24 protein-coding genes and 2 pseudogenes are annotated in these 21,284 nt (G+C 41.6%); 17 read left to right on the top strand and 9 right to left on the bottom strand.

Annotation, left to right across the window (positions count from 1 at the left end; translation table 11 throughout):
• From H6G83_RS29560 to H6G83_RS29540, 6 genes and pseudogenes are all read left to right on the top strand, one after another.
• Positions 1–420: pseudogene (locus H6G83_RS29560) on the top strand (hypothetical protein); the annotation flags it as partial.
• A gap of 95 nt (positions 421–515) precedes the next feature.
• Entirely contained in the window at positions 516–695 is a 180-nt protein-coding gene (locus H6G83_RS36300; protein ID WP_390823107.1) for a CopG family transcriptional regulator, read from the top strand.
• Complete coding sequence (locus tag H6G83_RS29555; protein WP_190478749.1) at positions 688–900, top strand: metallophosphoesterase; 213 nt, start codon at positions 688–690, stop codon at positions 898–900. Before H6G83_RS36300 ends, H6G83_RS29555 begins: the two co-directional genes overlap by 8 nt.
• A gap of 77 nt (positions 901–977) precedes the next feature.
• Positions 978–1,319 carry a hypothetical protein gene (locus tag H6G83_RS29550; protein WP_190478747.1) on the top strand — a complete coding sequence of 114 codons (342 nt, stop codon included), beginning with the start codon at positions 978–980 and terminating at the stop codon, positions 1,317–1,319.
• Positions 1,316–1,690: a hypothetical protein gene (locus H6G83_RS29545; protein WP_190478745.1), complete on the top strand. Its 375-nt coding sequence runs from the start codon at positions 1,316–1,318 to the stop codon at positions 1,688–1,690. The genes H6G83_RS29550 and H6G83_RS29545 overlap by 4 nt, the downstream gene beginning before the upstream one ends.
• 4 nt (positions 1,691–1,694) lie before the next feature.
• On the top strand, positions 1,695–2,087 hold the full coding sequence (locus tag H6G83_RS29540) for a hypothetical protein (protein ID WP_190478759.1): 393 nt from the start codon (positions 1,695–1,697) through the stop codon (positions 2,085–2,087).
• A 287-nt stretch (positions 2,088–2,374) separates the two neighbouring features.
• Here the strand turns inward: H6G83_RS29540 and H6G83_RS29535 are convergent, their stop codons facing one another.
• Positions 2,375–2,821 carry a GNAT family N-acetyltransferase gene (locus H6G83_RS29535; RefSeq protein WP_190478744.1) on the bottom strand — a complete coding sequence of 149 codons (447 nt, stop codon included), beginning with the start codon at positions 2,819–2,821 and terminating at the stop codon, positions 2,375–2,377.
• Between the two features lie 264 nt (positions 2,822–3,085).
• Entirely contained in the window at positions 3,086–3,394 is a 309-nt protein-coding gene (locus H6G83_RS29530) for an HNH endonuclease (protein WP_190478742.1), read from the bottom strand.
• A 395-nt stretch (positions 3,395–3,789) separates the two neighbouring features.
• Between H6G83_RS29530 and H6G83_RS29525 the strand changes: the two genes are divergently transcribed.
• Complete coding sequence (locus tag H6G83_RS29525; protein WP_190478740.1) at positions 3,790–4,770, top strand: terpene synthase family protein; 981 nt, start codon at positions 3,790–3,792, stop codon at positions 4,768–4,770.
• 408 nt (positions 4,771–5,178) lie between these two features.
• On the opposite strand, the gene H6G83_RS29520 is transcribed toward H6G83_RS29525, so the two are convergent.
• On the bottom strand, positions 5,179–5,487 hold the full coding sequence (locus tag H6G83_RS29520; protein ID WP_190478738.1) for an HNH endonuclease: 309 nt from the start codon (positions 5,485–5,487) through the stop codon (positions 5,179–5,181).
• A 7-nt stretch (positions 5,488–5,494) separates the two neighbouring features.
• On the opposite strand from H6G83_RS29520, the gene H6G83_RS29515 reads away from it, so the two are divergent.
• Together H6G83_RS29515 and H6G83_RS29510 are read left to right on the top strand one after the other, a co-directional pair.
• Positions 5,495–5,656, top strand: coding sequence for a hypothetical protein (locus tag H6G83_RS29515; protein WP_190478736.1), 162 nt, complete (start codon positions 5,495–5,497; stop codon positions 5,654–5,656).
• Between the two features lie 26 nt (positions 5,657–5,682).
• Positions 5,683–6,165: a hypothetical protein gene (locus H6G83_RS29510; RefSeq protein WP_190478734.1), complete on the top strand. Its 483-nt coding sequence runs from the start codon at positions 5,683–5,685 to the stop codon at positions 6,163–6,165.
• Between the two features lie 45 nt (positions 6,166–6,210).
• Here H6G83_RS29510 and H6G83_RS29505 read toward each other — a convergent pair whose 3' ends face one another.
• A complete protein-coding gene (locus tag H6G83_RS29505) occupies positions 6,211–6,333 on the bottom strand; it encodes a M48 family metalloprotease (RefSeq protein WP_190478732.1) in 123 nt (40 codons plus the stop codon).
• 542 nt (positions 6,334–6,875) lie between these two features.
• Between H6G83_RS29505 and H6G83_RS29500 the strand changes: the two genes are divergently transcribed.
• Positions 6,876–7,202, top strand: coding sequence for a hypothetical protein (locus tag H6G83_RS29500; protein ID WP_190478730.1), 327 nt, complete (start codon positions 6,876–6,878; stop codon positions 7,200–7,202).
• A gap of 458 nt (positions 7,203–7,660) precedes the next feature.
• Here the strand turns inward: H6G83_RS29500 and H6G83_RS35635 are convergent, their stop codons facing one another.
• The 5 genes and pseudogenes from H6G83_RS35635 to H6G83_RS29475 form a co-directional block, all read right to left on the bottom strand.
• On the bottom strand, positions 7,661–8,677 hold the full coding sequence (locus H6G83_RS35635) for an alpha/beta hydrolase (RefSeq protein ID WP_242044921.1): 1,017 nt from the start codon (positions 8,675–8,677) through the stop codon (positions 7,661–7,663).
• A gap of 243 nt (positions 8,678–8,920) precedes the next feature.
• Positions 8,921–9,991 (bottom strand): hypothetical protein, encoded by a 1,071-nt coding sequence (locus H6G83_RS29490; RefSeq protein WP_190478757.1) that lies wholly within the window; start codon positions 9,989–9,991, stop codon positions 8,921–8,923.
• Positions 9,992–10,029: 38 nt separating this feature from the next.
• Entirely contained in the window at positions 10,030–10,752 is a 723-nt protein-coding gene (locus H6G83_RS29485) for a BRO family protein (protein ID WP_190478728.1), read from the bottom strand.
• A gap of 169 nt (positions 10,753–10,921) precedes the next feature.
• Positions 10,922–11,476: pseudogene (locus tag H6G83_RS29480) on the bottom strand (hypothetical protein); the annotation flags it as partial.
• A gap of 114 nt (positions 11,477–11,590) precedes the next feature.
• Positions 11,591–12,469, bottom strand: coding sequence for an IS982 family transposase (locus H6G83_RS29475; protein ID WP_190478726.1), 879 nt, complete (start codon positions 12,467–12,469; stop codon positions 11,591–11,593).
• 1,237 nt (positions 12,470–13,706) lie between these two features.
• On the opposite strand from H6G83_RS29475, the gene H6G83_RS29470 reads away from it, so the two are divergent.
• The 7 genes from H6G83_RS29470 to H6G83_RS29440 all read left to right on the top strand — a co-directional run bounded on the left by H6G83_RS29470 (position 13,707) and on the right by H6G83_RS29440 (position 21,257).
• A complete protein-coding gene (locus H6G83_RS29470) occupies positions 13,707–15,788 on the top strand; it encodes a S8 family peptidase (RefSeq protein ID WP_190478724.1) in 2,082 nt (693 codons plus the stop codon).
• Positions 15,789–15,813: 25 nt separating this feature from the next.
• The gene (locus tag H6G83_RS29465) at positions 15,814–16,023 is read left to right on the top strand and encodes a cyanobactin biosynthesis system PatB/AcyB/McaB family protein (protein WP_190478721.1); all 210 of its coding nucleotides are present in this window, start codon (positions 15,814–15,816) and stop codon (positions 16,021–16,023) included.
• A 498-nt stretch (positions 16,024–16,521) separates the two neighbouring features.
• Entirely contained in the window at positions 16,522–16,728 is a 207-nt protein-coding gene (locus tag H6G83_RS29460; protein ID WP_190478719.1) for a DUF5837 family cyanobactin class RiPP, read from the top strand.
• Positions 16,729–16,789: 61 nt separating this feature from the next.
• The gene (locus H6G83_RS29455) at positions 16,790–19,159 is read left to right on the top strand and encodes a TOMM precursor leader peptide-binding protein (protein ID WP_190478717.1); all 2,370 of its coding nucleotides are present in this window, start codon (positions 16,790–16,792) and stop codon (positions 19,157–19,159) included.
• A gap of 143 nt (positions 19,160–19,302) precedes the next feature.
• The gene (locus H6G83_RS29450; protein ID WP_190478715.1) at positions 19,303–19,515 is read left to right on the top strand and encodes a DUF5837 family cyanobactin class RiPP; all 213 of its coding nucleotides are present in this window, start codon (positions 19,303–19,305) and stop codon (positions 19,513–19,515) included.
• A 104-nt stretch (positions 19,516–19,619) separates the two neighbouring features.
• Complete coding sequence (locus H6G83_RS29445) at positions 19,620–19,826, top strand: DUF5837 family cyanobactin class RiPP (RefSeq protein WP_190478713.1); 207 nt, start codon at positions 19,620–19,622, stop codon at positions 19,824–19,826.
• Between the two features lie 528 nt (positions 19,827–20,354).
• On the top strand, positions 20,355–21,257 hold the full coding sequence (locus tag H6G83_RS29440; RefSeq protein ID WP_190478711.1) for a LynF/TruF/PatF family peptide O-prenyltransferase: 903 nt from the start codon (positions 20,355–20,357) through the stop codon (positions 21,255–21,257).
• Positions 21,258–21,284: the final 27 nt, after the last annotated feature.

Below are 21,284 nucleotides of genomic sequence, written 5' to 3'. Positions count from 1 at the left end.
GAACAGCGTGAAAAGGATGGGCAATCCTCAGATGCTTGTGTCTGCCAAGGATTTGAAAAGCCCACAGTTTCAAATTGGGAGGATTATTGTATTGGTAGAAAAGCGATCGCACAAGATATCTCTGTGTTGCATGGCTCTATCGCTGACTGGTGGAAGAAAGGGTTAGCGCAGTTTAAGAACAAAAGGGATGTTGCGACGAGTAGAGGTGGCAACAACTCTTTGATGATGGAATCACAACGATTGGTGGAACAATTGGGTTGGACTTCACAACAAGGTCAACAGTTTCTCATGCAGCAGTACGGAAAGAAAGGTCGGCAGTCACTAACAGAATATGAATTTCATGATTTTATTGAGAAATTAAAGTCCATGTTGCCAGAAGTTGATGATGAAGTGGGTTATTGGGAAGAACCTCCTTACTAACATATAAACTCGGATTTCAGCAGAGGTTTACGCTTCTGCTGGAATCTATTTTTTTCACAAAAATAAACATCAAATTCTTTTCCACAGGACATACTATAGTGAACAGAAAATGGTCGGCTAAACGCATCACAGTCAATCTGACTTCTTCGGAAGTAAAGGCATTAAAGGACTATTGCAGCGCAACTGGTAGGCCAGCGACTGATGTAATTCGGGAACTGATTAGGTCACTGGAGCGTTCCCCAAAGGGGTTGCCGGAGGCATCGCATCATGAATAACAGCAGCAACTGTAATTACTTTTCAGGTGGTAGTGCATCGTTATATGTTGTATTTGCCGATAGCAAGTGCAACTTATATCGCAACTACATGGTGCAAACTTGCATAGACAAAGCGCGAGAACTTAGGAAACTTGGCTTTGATGCTCTGGTGTTTCCGGGTGATATTCCTGACTACATTCCAGTATCAGATGAGGTGATGGCCTAAATATTTAACAAGAGCGATCGCACCTCACGCTCTTTGCCAGAAAGTTCACGCTGTCTTTTTTTCTTCTAGGAATATATATGCAACAAAAAAGAACCATCCGCGAGTATCAAACTGAGTACGATCATCACAAAATCATTCTCCGTAAGCGCCCAACGCCACGCCGCAGAACACGCGCACTACTGCAAGATATGATGTACCCGGTGACACTAGCTTTCGCACTGAGTATTTGCTTTTCTGGTGTTGGCGCACTGGGTTGTTGGGGTTTCGAGATTATCGCTGCCAACGCTAGTCCAATGACCAGTAGCAGTTACCATTGGCGATCGCGTAAGAACATTTGCTTGGGGGCTATGTTGGTGGGATTATCGGGGTGTTTGGGGAGCGCTTTGGTTGGTGGGATTTTGGGAGGGGTGGACGAGTGAGGAAGTTTCGATATTTCTTGTACGTAACAACAGCAATGTTGGGTGCGGTAATGCTGGTAGGGGGAGCTATTTGTGCCATCACCGGTACGGTAGTGCTGTTACTAGGATTTCAGAGAGAAGGTCTAAGTGGCTTGGTTAATGGGTTCGCTCTTTTGATCATAGGCTTAAACCTGTTAGATTTTGGCTACGCTGGCATGGAACAAGAGGTACGCCGCATATCTCAGCAGCCACTCAAAGAAATACCCAAACCTTGCCGGGGATGCCAAAATTTCCACGGCGGTCGTTACGGAGGTGTGATGCTGGTGTGCGGGATTCATCCTCATGGGGTGGAGGGGGATATTTGCCCGGATTTTAGGAGGTACGGTGAGTAATACTGTGTCCAAGGTCAAGTATTGTGCCGTTGTCGCCTCTGGCATTGTACTAGTGATGTTAGGAATAACGGTCGGGTTAAGATCCGCGTCTACAGGCGGATTAAAAACTGCAAGCGGACTAAAAAGCACTGCGCTGGGGATAACTCTGGTGTTGGGCGGTTTGAGGCTAAAAATCTGGGGGTTAACCGAACTGCACACAATTTACGCCTCAGAGGAATTTGAGCGGCTTTTTCAGCGATCGCCTGATATTCCTAAGCCTTGCCAGGGATGCTGCAATTATCACGGCAAGGAGTATGGGGGTGTGATGTTGGTTTGTGGGATTCATCCAGAAGGGGTGAAGGGGGATAGTTGCCCGGATTATGAGGTATTTAAGGGAGGGAAAGGGGGACAGGTATAAAATGCTTCCCCTTTTTACTTTCCCTTTCCCCTTATTGGTCAGTCAAACGAGTGAAGCGGCGAGTAGTTGCGGTTTTCTCATCGGACTGGAGAAAAGCAGTATGTGTTCACCAATTCTTTGGGGAAGTGTCGGGAGTTGGGCGTGAAATTGTGAAGCAGGAAGTGTTTCGGTGAGGGAGTTTGCCCAGAACTGAAAGCTGTCATTTGTAGGAAGATGATGTTTTATCCTACAACAGAGATAGAGCAGGTCGCTTAGTATAATGATTGCATAACAAATCAAAAAACTTATTAAAAGCATAGTTGATAAATAGTATCCCTTGACGCTGCGGCAACAAGTTTTTCAACGAGAGCAAACATTGCCGCAGCGATACCTTGACCTCGCATCGTTTCCTCAACGCAGATGGGAGCATACAAATAAGCGTCTTTATTGCCAGGGTAGACTTGTAACATTGTGGCGATAATTGGTATCTGTACTGATGCTTTTGGCCAAGTGAGTAAAAATCCGACGACTTGATGATCTTTGCGGGCAACTATGCTGGGCATCTGCGAGATTGTTGTGCTGACTGCTTCAGTTTCAAGACGACCTAGCAAGATCCCACCATGCTCTGGATCATTGGCTTGGGCTAACTCCACAATTCCTCTCACCGAAGAAAGGCAGAGGGCAGGAGGCAGTCCGGCTTGAGTCAGAAAATATAATTTTTGCCCTCTGCCAAAAGGGTTTGAAGCCCCGCGCATTTATTTATGCCCAGGATAAAAATATATTTTTCGCTCCGGCGAAGCACAAGAAATATTGCGTCCTTGTCAAATCCCCGCGCATTTATTTATGGGGATTACCTCAAGCCGGACTGCCTTCGTCCTCCTGCCTCCTTAAATCTGCTTCATTAGCTTGGTCAATCACAATATCAAAGGAACACATACAGCGATACTCTAGTAAATTTCTGGTATGGGCTTTTGCGTTTGGGTGAGGGTCACTCTATCAAAGCCAATCAAATTACTCACTTAGCTAACTTTCTGCTCCTCAAACAGTGACAATTGCCCAGGTGAGACATTACCTCTACCAAAGCGGTGATAGGATAAGTGGCAGCCGCTACACAGACAAACCAAGTTCTCTACGCGATTATCAGACGGATCTCTGTTCCAATGATGTACTTGCAATGTGTAGGCTTTGCGCTCAGAAAAAGTTAATTCAGTAGGTTTTTCACCAGGGCGTAAGCAGGCTCTACCGCACTTAGTACAGCGCCAGTTGGAAGCCGCTTTCAATGCTGTGGCTATTTGTTTCCAGTTATCTGAGTATAGACCCTGACTCATAATACTGATGAAGCTGGTAAATGGCTAGTTAATTACAAGAGCTTACCGCATTCATCAAGGTAATTCAAATACTATTACGATGATGTAAGTGATGGCGCAAGCGCCCACCATAGGTAATCGCTGCTAATACCGCACCAAAAAAAGCAATTGTTCCATTTTAATTAGTTAACTTTGCTAAATCTTCATACCAAGTTAGGTATTCTCTTAGAGCAAATTTTTAATACTTCGTTTTATAAAAGAAGAATATACTACAAATTTTTCAATACTTTTATACGTTTTTTATCTTTAAGTTAGTATTTTTGGGTGGATAAGACCCAGCAAAGTTATTATACGGTGGCAATGCTCACCCTACTTGTATGGCAAAAATTAACTATAAGTCCTGTAGGGCTTAATTTATGGATAAAAAAAAGCTTCCGGCAATTCTTCCTGATATGTATTGCCCATTTCCTTCACAGATTAATCAGTATTCTGAAAGTTTAAAAGATTATTCAATAGAATGGGCTATTCGCTTCAAGGTTCTAGAAACTGAAGCAGATTATAAACGATTTCGTCAAGCAGAATTTTCTTTTTTGGCTGCAAGTGCTTATCCCTCTTGTCAGTTTGAGGAACTCAAAATTGCCAATGATTGGATTTGCTGGTTGTTACTGTGGGATGACCAGTGTGATATGTCCGAAATTAGCAAACAACCTAAAGTATTAGAAGCTTTTCAAAACAGATTTTTGCACATTCTTCAGGGTGCAGAAATAACCAGTAAAGATATAGCTCTAAGTCATGTTTTAGTCGATTTTAGACGGCGTATTCTTGAAATTGAGAGTCACGAATTGTTTGATACCTTCATTCGTACTGTAGAAAGATATTTTACAGGCTCTTTATTAGAAGCGAAAAATCGTCTCAATGAAATTGTGCCTCATCTCGATACCTGTTCTCATATACATATGCTCAGTGGAGCAGTTGAAACAGTTTTAGATTTAATCGAAATTTGCAATCACTTATATCTTCCTGAATTTGTTAGGAATAATCAAATTATCGATGAATTAAAAATGATGACCAATAAAATTATCTGCTGGAGCAATGATATTTTTTCAGCGCCCAAAGAGTTACAGAGTGGGGATGTCCACAATTTAGTTATTGCTTTGCATCATCATCAAGATTTGTCCTTTGCAGAAGCAATGCAAATTGTAGCCCAAATGCACAATCAGGAGGTAGAAAAAATGTTGGACTTAGAAAAGTCAATCCCATCTTTTGGTGAAGAGGTAGACAGTATATTGGCACAATACATATCGGGGTTGCACTCTTGGATACGTGGTAACTACGATTGGTCTTCTCGCTCTGCTCGTTATCAAACTGTAAAAACTATAGAAATTGCAAAATACTAATTTACCGAAGAAGAATACATGCGCTACTTCGCCAGAATTCAATTCTGAATTCTGTGCGACTGGTGGATGAATCATGGTCTAAAGCCCCCGACTTCAGTCGTGGAGGAGAACAAAAGTATTCCGGGAATTGAAACCCCTGACTTCTCCCTTGGCGCAGCCTCTCCCAAAGGGAGAAGGGGAGACGCTGCGCGAACAGACATGGGGTATTCTGACGGATGTATTCTGACTTCTGACTCCTTTTCATTGCCTCTCTACAAGTCCAAAGTGTAGGAGAAGCATCACGCATGACACCGCCGCCCAGAACCATCACCATGATTGCGGTGCTGTCAGTGGGCAATCTCATGTGCTACCACGGAATCGAAGGCTGATGCTGGCTGAGGTTCCATCAAAACCAATCAAGTTAGTTAATTAGCCAACTTTCTGCTCTTCAAACAGTGACAACTGCCCAGGAGACACATTACCTCTACCAAAGCGGTGATAAGATAGATGACAACCACTACACAGACAAACCAAGTTCTCTACGCGATTATCAGACGGATCTCTGTTCCAATGATGTACTTGCAATGTGTAGGCTTTGCGCTCAGAAAAAGTTAATTCAGTAGGTTTTTCACCAGGGCGTAAGCAGGCTCTACCGCACTTAGTACAGCGCCAGTTGGAAGCCGCTTTCAATGCTGTGGCTATTTGTTTCCAGTTATCTGAATATCGACCCTGACCCATAATACTGATGAAACTGGTAAATGGCTGGTTAATTACAAGAGCTTACCGCATTCATCAAGCTAATTCAAATACTGTGACGATGACGAAGCGCGATGTCGATGACTTGGCTTGCGCCTACGCAGTAGTTCACCTACGCAAACCCTGCACTTGCTACAATCTAATCAGTTGACTTTGCCAACTATTCTTTTAGCAGATATGACAAGGTTTTGGTTTTGGGAACAAGATTCAGTAGAATACGAACTTTTCAAAAAATACGAACGGGCATTAGTTACTATTGGCGTAAACTTTTCTCTTGAGCAAGTATCTGAAGCCCTAGAAGGTTGCACTTGTGGGCTAGAAGATGCGTTTAGAAGCACAATCGACTATGCCCTGTGGTTGCAGAAAAATGAAAAACAAGTTTACCCCAATGCAATTTTGATTCGTGCTTTACAGGAACAATGGAAGCCAACGGCATGGCGTGATGAATACCTGGAATTGCCAAATCTAGAGTCACCTGGACAAAAGTGGTGGAATGCAGCAGCATCTATGTGGGGGTATGATGTACGTAATCAGCTTGTTGCTGATGTGTCTTATGACAATGGCACAGAGTTTATCAAATTTACCAATGGGAAAGAAATCACGGTAGATACTGCGTGGCGTTGGGAATGGGAACGGCTGTTAAGATATGCGACTGATTAATAGCTAGTATTAACGGAAGATGCGATCGCTGTCGCTCCACTGACTCTATCCCCACTCACCCCCGCGCCTCCCACGATTCCAGTCCAGTTGAGCCTTCCGCATTCTCCAGTCCGGCATGGCGTATGACAGCGCCGCCCAGAACCTATCACCATGATTGCAGTACAGCAAGTGGACAATCTTTCATAGCTGTCTAGGTGAAATGGCAACAAGGTGAAAAAATAGATTTACTCATTAACGAATTTATGGATGTAAACCAGCGCAAACGTTTATTTAATCTTGTATTCCAAATCTATTTTGACTAAAGCACTGGCACAAAATTCGTAATTACTAAAGTTAGTATGGTAGGATTTGAATCAAATTTCCGATGAAATGCTGATAGGTGAGGGTCGCGTGTATGGGGGTTGATTATATAAGCTAGAACCAAAGGAATTAGGTAATACTATTGCCTCAATTCCACTATCGTTTTAACGTGAGAAAAATAGTAAAGGTATCTACTAAAGTTATTGTATTTAACAAATAGCTACTTCACAAAAGTTTGTCAAGTCTCGGTTTTACCCTCAACGATATCTTTGCTGTTCGGTGAGCTTGTGGATGGATTGAGTCGTCTTTTAAAAGGTAATTTCAGAGTATCTGTCACTATACAGTATCTAGCTAGACTATTATAATCAATTACAATATAGAAGATTTTGACTACAAAATATTTAGTAAATATGAAATTTTTTATTCCCGGTGCTAATTCACTCGAATCCGAACAAAATGTTTATGAGTCTATCAAGTTAAACCTTGGCAAAGGGCGAGGTGTAGAGTTCTCTGAGCGTCGTATCAGAATGCTGAAATGGCGACATGATGGTAAGCAATATGAAGCTGAAGTAGGTGAGTTCACATCATTTAATAACGAACCAGTGATAGCAATTCTCTTTGATCCACAGAGAAAACTATATCATGTATGTACACCAAATAGGGGGGTACTACGAGATACCTCTGTCTTGGCAGGTGAATCGTCTGTTATAGATTTTACCGATTTTGACAGAGAATAAGTAAATGCTTTTTTGAATTTAAGCTAGTTTCATCAGCTAGCTACTTTAAGTTTTTGCATCCGCCTTAGCATTACCTTCTGCATTTGGCGATGCCAAAGGCGGTAAACAATGCTTCACCCGACCATTTAGCAAAATTTTGAACAGATATACAACCCTACTCCCCCACTGGAAACCGCCGCATCATCTCGGCCAACGCCACCGCCTCACCCCAAGCGCGTATACACAACCTCACCTGACATCGCAATCACAATCAGTGATGGGATGGGGTTTTTGGTGCTGATGATGCTGACGGGATTATTTCAGTAGTGCCGTCTTTCAATGAAACTGTTGGGGTCGCGTGAGCGCTGGTAGCAGGAATGCAACTAAAGTGCTATCAGGCGACGCACAGTAATTAGAACTGCTCCCAACACAATTGTCAGAAGAAACCTTTGCAGTACAAGAGGAGGTATGACATTAACTTACGGTAAATAAATTTTTATTTTGTTGACATCTTGTCCATCCGACCACTTACCCATGTCAAAAGTTAATTTATCTACTGGCTTGCCTGCGATCGCGCTATCAAGAGCATACCAAATATAGCGCCAGTCTAAATTGTCTTCTGTTCCCACTCCATTGAAAAATATATTAGCTACACAGTTACATATAAAGCTTGTATCAATTGTTGCTTGTTCGTGATTAGCATACATAGCTGGTGAACCATGATTATCACTAGAAGAAAGGTACATGGTTTTTTGTTGACTATGTATATATGGAAAATTTTCTACCCAATCTTCACAAGGGACAATCTGATCATCCTTTCCGTGCAGAATCGCTACAGGTATAGTGATATGTTTGCCGGTATCTTGAATTTTAATTTCATCCCTCAAACCTCCTAAACATCTAATGATGTTCTGAATATAAGCAGGAATATTAGAGTAGGAACTTGGCACAGGATCGGCAACAACAATTTGCTTTGGTTGAATGTTGGGGACTTCAGTACCTTGAATGTATGTTTGCCAGGACAGAGCAAACAGTCCTCCCAAAGAATGCCCAAACAAGAAAGTATCTACGTTGGTTTTTGGTAACTTTGCTGTTTGGTAAGCTTGAGCCGTCATTTTTACGGCATTCTTTAGCCAAGTTTGCGAACTCAGGGGATAGGGCGATAGAGCTGCTCTAATAAGATCCTTAATTGATGTAATTTTATCAGATGGAAATTGACAAAACCCTACCTGATAATTAGGATAAATGACGTAATAACCTTGTTGTACTAAGTGCTGAATGTGAGTGCAATAAACTTGCGACGGCCCAAGGCAAAAACCGTGTAAGTAAATAACTACTTTTCTGTTGCCATTTGTGTCTGTATAAGGATTTTCAGGTTGGTATATTTCTGTATAAGTTCCTTGATCACAAAAGCCTATTGTAGTTGGGTGAGCCGGAGCAGATATGTAATTATACTGAGGTTTAGCCGGAGGTGTAGGTTTAAAAATACTGTTCATAGCGTTATTTTTCTGAGAGCTATATGATTTTTGCTCCCAAATTTATCCCTAAAGATAGATGCGTGTCAACATTTTTTGACAATTATAAGTGAATATTTCTGATTTGTTTACATGATTTTGGGCGGGAAGAAGAAAGCGGTTTTTGGGAAACATGATCCTGCTCGGTGTTAATCTGAGGTTTTTATGGGTAAATTCAGAACTTAAAAACTAAATTTAAGCAATAATCGCTCTAAGCAATCCATATCACCCATTAGCATCCAATTTATCCACTGGATACCGCCGCATCATCTCCGCCAACGCTACAGCTTCACCATCCGGCGTGTACACAACCTCCCCCGACATCGCAATCACGATCCTCTGCTTGTACGCCCACTCAAACCACGCGATCGCATCAGACTTAGCCTGCTGCACCTCCGGCTTCCGTCCCTCCTTACAAGCAGCAACAAACACCGCCTCTGGTGACTTAACCCCCTTCCAAGTCCGTACTGCCTCTTTGAGATAGGCGATCGCACCCGGCACATTCCCCCAGTACCGCCTAACCGTGCGCTGAATCTCCCCGTTTAACCGAAACTGTGGCGTACAAGGAATCTCTCGTAACTGCTGCAATACCTCCTGAACCTCCTCCTGACTCGGTTGTACTGATTTTTCTACAGGTTCGGCGTAATCATTATCACCAGAGTCTTCATCGCAAAAATTTGACCCAACCGGGGCGGCGGAAGAATGACCCTCATGATGGTCTATCTCGTTAGTCGAGTCATCTTGTTCTGGTTCATCAACGTAGTGAGTAATCTGGGGTAACTCTGGTTCTGGGGCTTGGCTCGACTCTTCCTGGTCACACTCCAAATTCTCGTTTTCCACTTCCTCACTTTTAGGAGGCTCAACAGCAGTGTGTTGTTGTGGTTTTGAAGCTTCTGGTTGGTTTCTGTGGTGTTGTTCTGCATTGAATCCCGAACGTTCAGTTTTGCACTTGCGATATCCTAATAACCCATTGAGTACATTAAAGTTTAATTTATACTGCCAAGTCCTATCCTGTCCGTTACCCGGATTTTTCTGCTTCTCGATAATCCCCATTTCTTCAAGCCGAGCGATCGCACTTCGGATGACATGAAGACTATGCTCCCTCATCAGGTCAGCGTAAATCCGCTTGAGTGGCTGGTAAATCCAAGGTGTCCGGTGATTTTTGAGCTTCCACTTTGTCCAATGGCGGAAATACTCAATCAGCTTGGCGGCGCAGTAGTTATTCGTGATATCAAGATATTCCCGGCGCAGAATGACCAGGACAGAGAATTTATCAGTAGATGCAATACTGCTCATATCTCACCTTCTATATATGTTTGCAGAAATTGGTAAATTTAAAACGGCACATCTTCATCTGGCGCTTGTGACCAAAACTGCCTCAATATCTCTTGTTTGGCTAACTGAACTTCTCGTTTGTGTTCGGGGGATACTTCACCGACTAACTGCGCTACCTCAGCCCGTTGCTGTTCTTTCATCTGCTCAACGGTGATGCTAGGCAAGGCTAACGGCTCAGTTTGACCTTGCTGGGAGGGACGAAAGTTGTGGCGACGGAACAGAAAGCGGAAATGACGCTTATCTTGTGGAGGCAACTGCTTCCAAACCTCGGCATCCCAACCAGGGGGTATGAAGTCGGCTGATGGGGGTAGCAGGCTTTGGACTTGCGCTTGTAACTGAGCGATCGCCTGACCTTGTGCTTCAATTACCTTGTTCTGCTGTTCAATTTTTTCTAACAGTTGTGACAATAACTCTTGAGACTGCGGGGCTAACTCTGCCTCACGGGTTTTAAAAGCGAAGTAATTCTGCGCTGCGGCTATCTCTGGTTTACGCGGGTCGCCATTCATCGCCACCAAATAACAACCGTGTCGTGAGAGCTTGTAATTTTCCAGCACTTCTCGAAATGCCTGGGATGTGCCAATTTGCGCCATTTGGACGACATCGACCAGATGGTGAGATGGATCTAAGCCTGAATTTTTGGCACTGATTTTTGCTCTTTCAACGGTGTCCCTAATTCGTTTCCAAGTTTTGTAACCCAACAAGGCTAACAATTCAGTTGCCAACCAATACTCATTACCCTGTTCATCAATTTTTTGATTTGGTCAAATGGACTATCAGTGGATTCAGATGATGTGATGAATTTCATAATGACTCCAATTTTTGACGCATGAAAATATCGGCAGCACTTGAGTAAGGCCGCATTGATTTAATGCTTGAGCTATTAATTAGTCGTTAGTCAGACAACAGGCGTAACTCGTCCTTAGAATGTCGGAATGATTTTTCAGTTCTGTCTTTCCAGTGATCCCAAGCCACCCAAACTTCATCACCCAGGTCTTCTATAACTTCACCTCTGGTGTTGTATAAAGCACTGTAGATATCAGCATGGGCTACGATAGAACCGACACCTATGATTTTGGGTTGTGCGGCCTTCTCTAAGGCGGTGATTAGCTCTACCTCTTGTGGGGTCAACTGGGCTAAGTAGTACTGTTCGATGACTTCGTATTCTCGTGCTACATCCAAATATTCCTGCCATGTACACCCAGCCTTGGCAAGCACAGCCCGAATATCGCTCACAGCTTGGGGTAGCAGTTGCAATTGTTCAGCACGATATGCGATCGCAATTGGTGTAGGCTCACTCCCCAACAGCACAGCCGCAGCTTGCAAGGCTTGGGTTTTGTTCATCGCCGTTGCCAGATTACCGAGTGCAATACCCATCAGCCTGAGACATTCTTGGGCGTTTTCCTTGGGTGGTTCCTGGGCTAGCGATCGCAGATCAATAGTATTCTCTTATTTACTTATGTTATCTATATAGCAATTTATCTCCCAAGTGCATGAGTTAATTACTCTTGCATCTATGAGGATAAAGAAGGCAAGTTTACTTATACTTAACCTGAGTTCGGGTTAAAGATAAGAAGGTAAAACCCAGTCCAGATGAAGGCTAGGCTTCTTAGGTTGATGACAATAAGCAATTAATCCGCACAAAACGTTGACGCAAAAATTAACGGGACTACGGTGTCTTGAATGCTCAATTTGAGAAATATTCTTGAGTTGGTCATTAATAGTCTCAATAATGGAGCGTTTACGAGACAAAAGTTTGTCATGAAGACGCATCAACTTATTCTTCATATTGCGACGAGGCTTGGCAAAAAATTCAATGCCAAAGTCATTTAAAAGTTGAGTTGCCAGTTTTTGAGAGACATAACCTCTATCAGCAAAGATTTTACCAAACAGACCACTAAGTAAATCATGTACAGGTTGGCGGTCATCAACATTACCAGGAGTCAGAGCCACATTTAACAGTTGACCAAACTCATTAACGACAAGATGCAACTTAAAACCAAAAAACCAATCAACCGAAGTCTTGCCACGACTGGCTAAGTCTTTAAATACCCGATGCCGTGAAATCCGACGATTATGACAGACTTTCAGGCTAGTTGAATCAATAAAACCGATACCCGTACACCTACCAAAACAATGCTTCAAATACACGCATAAGGGTATCAAGGTAGATGGTAGCCATTCAATAAATCTTTGATAACTTGGCAAACCTGGAAATGCACTATTCCAGTATTGTTTGACATGGTTCAGATAGAAATACTTAAAATCCCTGTAGTGATTTTGATGAAAAGCAATCAGAATTGTCATGATTTCACTTAAACATAAGCTTTTCTCTCTATGACGTTTGATTCCTCCATGAATCAATAGCTTTTTGTACCATACCTGTTCAAATTCTTGGCAGAAATCATCTACATGACAAAACAAAGCTTCTAAACTGTACATAGGACAGGTTGCTGATTTTACGTTATTTTCAGCTTACTACCTGTCCCTTTCCTTATCCCGAACTCAGGTTATACTTAATTTGTCTAAACTGAGTAAACATTGATTTAAATAATAGAGTAATCAAATGGGAATGATAGCTAAAATGTATATGTACTTCAACTAGTATGCAATAACAATAGTAGTAAGCAGATGAAGTAAAGTATAGACAAATTTTCTAAATAATCAATAATTAAAGACACAGCAAGATAAGATGTTTGAATTAGATATTTTTATAGTAAATTCTTATCAGAAAATTGATAATAGTGCTAATATAATTCTCAAGTGTGTTCTAATATAGTCAGGACTTACGCACTGAAGTTATCTGTCGAGACAGGGTGTAAGGGTGTAAGGGTATAGGGGTATAGGTTTAGCGCTTTTACACCCCTACACCCCTATACCCCTGTACCCTTGCCAAAACCCTTGATTTTTCGTTTTCATGCGTAAGTCCTAATAGTTTCAAATAAAATTCAAAGACTAGCAGTTAAATACATCACTATTCCTATAGTGTCGGCTTCAGTAAGCTTCAACAAAATGGAAAAAATTCCATTTGAATAATTTTTGCATTCTTGTCTTAAAAGACTTAAAAGACTGTAAGAATCATAGCTCACTCTCTAGGACGAAGGAAATATCATATTTCTGCCGATGCTATGCTGCAAGGTATATGCAATTATAAACATCTACTGCACCAAGGTCAGAAGGAGAAATGAATGATAGTGCATAGCATAGATAATCAATACTGTTTAGAAACCTTTGCATTTGCTAACAGACAACAGAGTTAGCATTTTGATTGGTGCATCTGGAAGAAAATCAACTGTGATTATAGGATTAATCTGAGATAGGTATAATTTTGTAATTTTACGCGAAATATCTGTAAAACCTTATACAGTATATCTCACTATTATTACTACTTCCACCTGATTTTGCTCGAAATATAGTTGTATTACCAATGAGAATATTTGTATATTGCATAATAGTAATCATCATTACCATTTTAGAAAAATTATATGTACATTCTTCCTTTTTTGAATCTCACACGGTTATGCAATAAGACCTGTGATAGTTTTAGATAAATAAATATTCTTCAAGATTAAATTCTTAATACTTCATTATTCCGAATATAGACAAATGCCTCAATTTAGTTCATTCATCTCGCCTTTATGCAACACCTATTTACCTGTCATATTTATATGGATAACCTATGACTGATTTATCCATATTCAACAGATTGTCAATAGAAAAGTTGTATAACCAGGGTTGCCCCGAAATCTGTATTGCGATTCTTGATGGACTGGTAGACATGAGTCATTCTTGCTTCCAAGATGCGAATCTAACTCGTCTCTCAACCTTAGTACAAGGAAAATCTTCCAACCAGGGCAGTATGTCTACACATGGTACTCATGTCACCAGTGTGATTTTTGGTCAACCGGGTTCTTCAGTTGAGGGTATTGCTCCACGATGCAAAGGTCTAATCGTTCCCATATTTTCGGATGATCGGCTCAAGGTATCTCAGCTAGATTTAGCCAGAGCCATCGAGCAAGCAGTTAATGCCGGAGCTAATGTGATTAACATTAGCGGTGGACAACTAACTGATTTTGGTGAAGCTGAAGCTTGGTTGGAAAATGCAGTAAATCTGTGTAAAGCCAACAATGTCCTGATCGTGGCAGCAGCTGGCAATGACGGTTGCAACTGTTTGCACGTACCCGCATCTCTGCCGACAGTACTGGCAGTAGGGGCAATGGATACCAAAGGAAAGCCACTCGACTTTAGCAACTGGGGTGAAGCCTATCAAGCACAAGGGTTACTTGCTCCTGGAGAAAATATTTTAGGCGCACAACCGGGAGGAGGCACGATAAGTCTTTCCGGTACTAGCTTTGCCACCCCTATTGTTTCTGGAATTGCAGCTCTATTGCTGAGTCTCCAGATAAAAAGAGGAGAAGCCCCAGACCCACATAAGATTCGCAAATTATTGTTGCAAAGTGCCTTACCTTGCGAACCAGATTTACCGGAGATAGCACAACGATGTTTGGCTGGAAAGCTCAATATTTCTGGAGCATTAACCTTATTGATAGGAGCAAATATGTCTGAAGAATTGGCGTTAGCAGGATATGTAGAAGCCGCAGGATGTGGTTGTCGTGCTACTCCTGAAAAATCTACAAAAGCAGAGACAGGACAAGATAAATTGCCATCTGCAACTGAAGATGCTAATGCAGGAGATGGTATTAACCCAAGCACAGTTGATGGGTCTAGAACCTTATCTGTGACAGCAGATTCTAGTGCAGTCCCTGTTTTCAACTCTCCCAGAATCGCTGGTTCTGGGAATGGGCAGAACCAGCAAAACTACATTCGCTCATCTATTATGTCAAATCAATCATCAATTATGCCAAATCAAACGTCTAATTTTATAACCGCCAGTCAAGCTCCTAACGAACTGGCTACTGCAGGTCAGCTTGTTTATGCTTTGGGAGTCCTTGGCTATGACTTCGGCAGCGAAGCTCGTCGGGATTCATTCAAGCAACTAATGCCCCCCGCTAGTTTCGCTGGAACGATGGTTCCGTCCAATCCTTTCGATGCCCGTCAAATGGTAGATTATTTAGCGGGCAATCTTTCAGAAGCACGCTCTCTTATCTGGACGTTAAATATAGAACTAACACCAGTTTATGCGATCGAACCGAAAGGCCCCTTTGCCCGCGAAATCTATCAGGTTCTCCAGGAATTACTCTCAGGACAAATTCAAGCCGAGGACAATGAAGAATATGTTGAACGCATCAGTGTCCCTGGTCTTTTAACTGGACGCACTGTCAAGCTCTTTTCAGGACAGGAAGTACCCGTCATTGAACCGCAAAATACTAGGGGTTTGTATGGCTGGAAAGTCAATACGTTGGTTACACAGGCACTTAGGACGGTAACAGCAGAAACTGAAGCATCTGATGAAGACAATGTACGTCGTACCCTTGAGAGCTTTCTCAACCGGGTGTACTACGATTTACGCAATTTAGGAACAACTTCTCAAGATCGAGCGCTCAACTTTGCAGTCACAAATGTCTTCCAAGCTGCTTATATCGTTAGGAATGCAATCGCAGAAGAAATGGAGCTTGACAGCATTACAGTTGAGAAAAGTCCTTTCTGCCGTCTCGATAGTGACTGCTGGGATGTCAAGCTGAAGTTCTTCGACCCCGAAAACAGTCGTCGTGCTAAGAAAGTATACCGTTTCACAATTGATGTGAGCGACTTACTGCCGATTACTTTGGGTGAACCTCGGTCTTGGTCATCACCTTATTGATCTGGAAAATTAATTAGGAGAACCTATGAGACTCCCTTCTCTTTCCCCTCCGGTCAAGCGTCCCCATTTTATCCAACCTGCTTCATCTGTAGACTTGGAAAAGGGCCGCGATGAAGACAAAATCAGCATTCTTTTGGATTTGCTCCACGGTGCAAACTATAACGACCCAGCAGCATTTCAGTATCGCAGTTACAAACAGATTATGACATCATCTATGGCATCAAAATGGAGATAGGGCATAATCGTCTGAAGCATAAATGCAAAACCGTTGAATAATTATGGCTTATCTCAAAGCGCAACTCTGAAACTTTAATTTAATCAAGCTTTGAGCCTTTCTTTTCTGACAGAACTAAAACTTATAACCAAAAGTTGAAAAGTAAAACTGTCAAAGGCTTTTAGGAATTGACTTCCCCCAGATTGACAAATTAGGGTTACAGAGTTGAGCATGCTAAAGCCAGCAAAAAAACTACTCATAGCGACAAGCAACAAGACATCATGACAACCTATCAAAAACCAACGTACAATCATTTTCCAGTTGCTCAGCCCTCTACCCCATCCAAAGGTTCCTCAGAAGACTATTATTACGCTTGGGTCACTGTTATGAGACAACATGCCACTAATGCTACTAAAAAACCTCTGAATAAAATCCTTCAAAAACCCTTCCGTAGAGGTCGGATTTGGGTTTAAGTAACACAATCAATCCCATCACACAGTAAAGACTAGACATACTACCATGAACAGAAAAAACATTAACCCCCAACAAACTCCTCCTGTAGTACGCCTGACTTTAGGTACTCAAACTGATCTACTGACTGAATTATCTGAAGAGATACTTTGCACGAAGGCAGGAATTTCTCCCGGACAATTAACATCAGAAACCTGTTCGTCTCTTTTTCTGTGGCAAGCTGGTCGTTGCTCCTATGAAGATGAAGCACAATAGGTAACAAACTTTGCTATCGGAGAAAGCCCAATTTCGATATCTCATTTCACCTGCAAGCATTATGAAATCTGCAAAAATTCCTCAGATCCAACCCCACTATCGTGTCGAAGTTGTCGAGCCAAAGCACGTATATTTGCTCGATGAGCAATCAGCCCATGCTCTTACGGGTCGTCTATATTGCCAGATTCTGCCGCTTTTAGATGGGAAACATCACTTGGACGACATTTACCGAAAATTAAATGGTTTAGTAGAACGAGAACATATTGATTATGTACTTGATCGCCTTTATGAAAAAGGCTACTTAACTGAAGCAACGGTTGATTTGTCACAGGAAGTTGCTGCCTTTTGGAGTGCTTTGGGTGTCGTGCCAAGTATAGTAATTCGGGCGTTGGAAAAAGCAGTCACTTTAATGGCGGTAGGTGAGGGGATAGGAGAAAAGACAACAGCCTCCTTGGCAATAGTAATGAAGGATATGGGGCTTAACGTCCAATCTCCAAATGAAAATGATCAATCAACTACCTCTTCCACTTTTCAGGTAGTGCTAACCGATGATTATTTACAGCCCCAATTAGCTGAGATTAATCGGCAAGCATTGGAGATTGAGCAACCTTGGTTGTTAGTAAAACCTGTCGGCAATATGTTTTGGGTAGGGCCAATTTTTATACCGGGAGAAACTGGCTGTTGGGACTGTCTGGCACAGCGCTTGCGTGGCAACCGAGAGATTGAAACTTCCATATTACGACAGAAGCAGAAACAAAATTTACCTGACGATTCTTACTGTCTCGAAAATCGGGGTGATGTGATTGGGTGCTTGCCAACAGCACGAGCAACGCTGCCCTCATCCCTACAAATGGGATTGCAATTCGCTGTTACAGAAATTGCTAAGTGGTTGGTCAAACAACAGATAAAAACAGCAAGCGCTGAAGGAACTCCCCAAAATCCTGTATCTTTCTCGACATTGGAGGCAAAAATTGTTACCTTTAACTTCGTGACCCAAGAACTACAAACTCATATCCTATCGCATCGTCCCCAATGTCCCACCTGCGGCAATCCCCAACTGTTACGTGAGCGAGGTTTTCAACCGATAACTTTGCAACCACAAAATAAGCATTTCATCTGGGACGGAGGTCACCGCACCTATACACCGGAGCAAACACTTCAGTCCCACCAACATTTAATTAGTCCCCTAACGGGAATCGTTACTGAGTTAGTGCGTATTTCCGATCCATCGAATCCATTGGTACATACTTATCGAGCTGGACATAGCTTTGGTAGTGCAACTTCTTTAAGGGGGTTACGCCATAGTCTGCGCCATAAAAGTTCAGGTAAAGGTAAAACTGACAGCCAATCCCGAACTAGCGGTTTTTGCGAAGCGGTGGAACGTTATTCTGGTATTTACCAGGGGGATGAACCTCGTATTTTGTCTACCTTGGCAGAACTGGGGGACAGAGCAATTCATCCTGATAACTGTTTGCTATTTAGTGATTATCAATATGCAAATCGGGAAAATTTGAATGCTATATCTACCGTTGTTCATGATTGGATTCCCCAGCGATTTGATGCTAGTCAAATAATTGACTGGACACCTGTATGGTCGCTGACAGAACAGACTCACAAATATTTACCTACGGCGTTTTGCTATTACGACTATCCCTCTTCCAAAGACCATCATTTTTGTCGTGCTGACTCCAACGGCAATGCAGCAGGCAATACCCTGGAAGAAGCAATTTTGCAAGGTTTTATGGAGTTGGTGGAAAGAGATAGTGTAGCCCTGTGGTGGTACAACCGTCTCAAACGTCCGTCTGTGGACTTGGCAAGTTTTGACGAACCCTATTTTGTGGAACTACAAAATTTTTACCAAAAAAACCATCGAGAACTATGGGTATTAGATTTGACCGCAGACTTGGAGATTCCTACCTTTGCTGGTATATCTCGTCGTACTAATGGAGACTCGGAACGCATCATTGCCGGATTTGGTACTCACTTCGACCCTACTATTGCAATTTTGCGAGCAGTTACTGAGGTAAATCAAATTGGTCTAGAGTTAGACAAAATACCCTTAAGTGAGTTACAAGGAGATTTCAAAAACTGGATGTTGAGTGCAACACTGGAGAATAAACCCTATTTAGCACCCGATCAAACTACGCCATTGAAAGTAGCGGGGGATTACTCCCAGCGTTGGAGCGATGATATTTATACAGATGTTATGACATGCGTGGAAATTGCTCAGCAAGCAGGATTGGAAACCTTGGTATTGGATCAAACAAGACCAGACGTTGGTTTGAATGTAGTCAAAGTAATTGTGCCAGGGATGCGCCACTTTTGGTCTCGGTTTGGGGTAGGAAGGTTGTATGATATACCCGTGAAACTGGGCTGGCGAAATTCGCCATTGTCCGAAGGGGAAATGAATTCAACACCAATGCCATTTTAGTTTTTTAGTTTTTACAGCATCTTCGTATTCGCTTCAATCAACAAAGCTGCTAGCAAGCTTCTTCCAACAGAAGAAGGGGTTAGATCCACCCAATGGTGACTTACCAGAAGTGGTCAAATCGAACAAAACAGGAGAGAAATCTCATGAATAGGAAAAACATTATTCCCCATCAAAATCAACCAATCGAGCGAATCAGTACTGGTCAGCTTTTTAATGAACTAGCTGAACTCTCCGAAGAAATTCTCCAGGGAAATTCTAATGATTCAGGAGTACAAGCATCCTTACAAAGTGTAGGGCCAGTACCAGCATGTCTCAGCGGAATCTGGTGTTCCTTTGATGGAGAAGATATAGGTTAGGAAGCTTAAGCGAATACTAAAAATACTAGTAAATTCGTCATCCAAACCTACCCGAATTAGTTCAAGTAAACAACGAACAAAAGACAAAGAAAGAGAAAAATCTCATGAACAAGAAAAATCTTATCCCACAACAGACTCAGCCCGTACTGCGTCTCACATCAGGGACTCAAACTCATTTATTAGCTGAATTGTCTGAAGAAGTTCTGTGCAACACAACAGGAGCTTCTGCCTCTATAGACACTGGAATCCGTTATGGAGGTAGTAATTGTGGTATTCCTTACATCTGTTCTTACGATGGAGAAGACGTTTAGTAAGTAGTTCATGCCTTATCTACCTCTCCTTTAGGAGTCAGGTTAGTCTTGATAAATTGACAAACCTTCATCGATACCTATACCTCAGAGCTTTTCTTTATTAACATTTCTCATACCAATACTGCTGGTCATTTTGGGAAATCTATGGAGCTTAGCAAGAATACCGAGGTGTAGGGGAGAGAGACAAGCGCGACTACTCGTCTGATCAATAGCCTTCCTGCCCTTCCTTAAGATGGTAGGGGGCTTTCAAAAATAAGTTTGCAATTATTCTCAAGAATTATTCTGATGTTGCCTGTTAAAAGCGTGAAATGTCATACCGAGTTGCGGCTAAATATAGTAATCTGAGCTGGGAGTGGGGAGTGATACTAATTTAAAATTCGTAATTTGCAATTAAAAAACTTAGATATAACAAAGCTTTGAAAGTTTGCATCTGTATCAGATTTTTCGTTAAATGGTATGTGGGGTATTATTTTTGAACGCAACTTAGTATTAGTTTGAAATATGCAAATATTTTTAAGGAATTAGCTCATGACGCGAACTTCTGTTACTCAACACAGTTTATCGCCGGAACAACCGCTTCAGTTCATTCGTACTCATCAAGATGCTTTTGATGTAGAACCCATCTTTCCTTTAAAACTTTTTGAAGAATTTGTTGTAGGAGTTAAAAGTAATTTAACTATTGAAGCATCTTGCAAAGTTGAAGTCGATAAATTACTAGCCTCACGGTTTCTGCTATTTTTTCAAAATCCAGTTCAACAATGGCAAGAATGTTTATCAAAAACTATCAATTTTTTTAATCAAGTTGAAAATCAAGTGGGAGTTAATCTCAACTATGATTTATTGCGAAATTTTATAGGAAATGATTTTGATTATAGCAAAATGACAGAATTGACAGCAGGAATTGACTTACGAACTAATATTTGTGAATCTAGCTTGAAGATGCACATTGGCATAAATGACTATCAAAAAGAAATTAAGAAGGTCTTAGCTGCTGATAAAGGTAACTTGGCAGACATAGATCCATTTTTACTCCAAAAAGCCTTTTTAATTGGATTTGACTATTATTTAGATGGTCGGACTGAAGTAGAAATTTATGCAGCACTTAATGAGGCAGAACTTAAAAGTTACTACATACAAAACTATCTGAGAAACCGATTTTCATCTGCTGTTTTACAGCCACTTCTAGTATCAGATATATTCTATATTGGCTTATCTAAAGTAAATCCTCATCCAATATTATATTATCGTCTCAAGCATAAAAAAGATTTGCAAAACTATTTTAAACTTAATGATATGGCTTACAAAGTTAATAATTTCTACCAGCAACAATTTACACGCCAATATATGTGGGTTGGTGTAGAGCAAAAAGAACTAGAAAAACCTCGAATTGATAATATTAGGCTATATTATCACAAGTATTTTGCTATTTAATTATTTACACCCCAAAAATGTAGATTA

This window comes from Anabaena azotica FACHB-119 (assembly GCF_014697625.1).
Taxonomy (GTDB): Bacteria; Cyanobacteriota; Cyanobacteriia; order Cyanobacteriales; family Nostocaceae; genus Trichormus; species Trichormus azoticus_A.
Note: the sequence above shows the minus strand (reverse complement) of the source record. Positions and strands in the feature narration are given on the sequence as shown.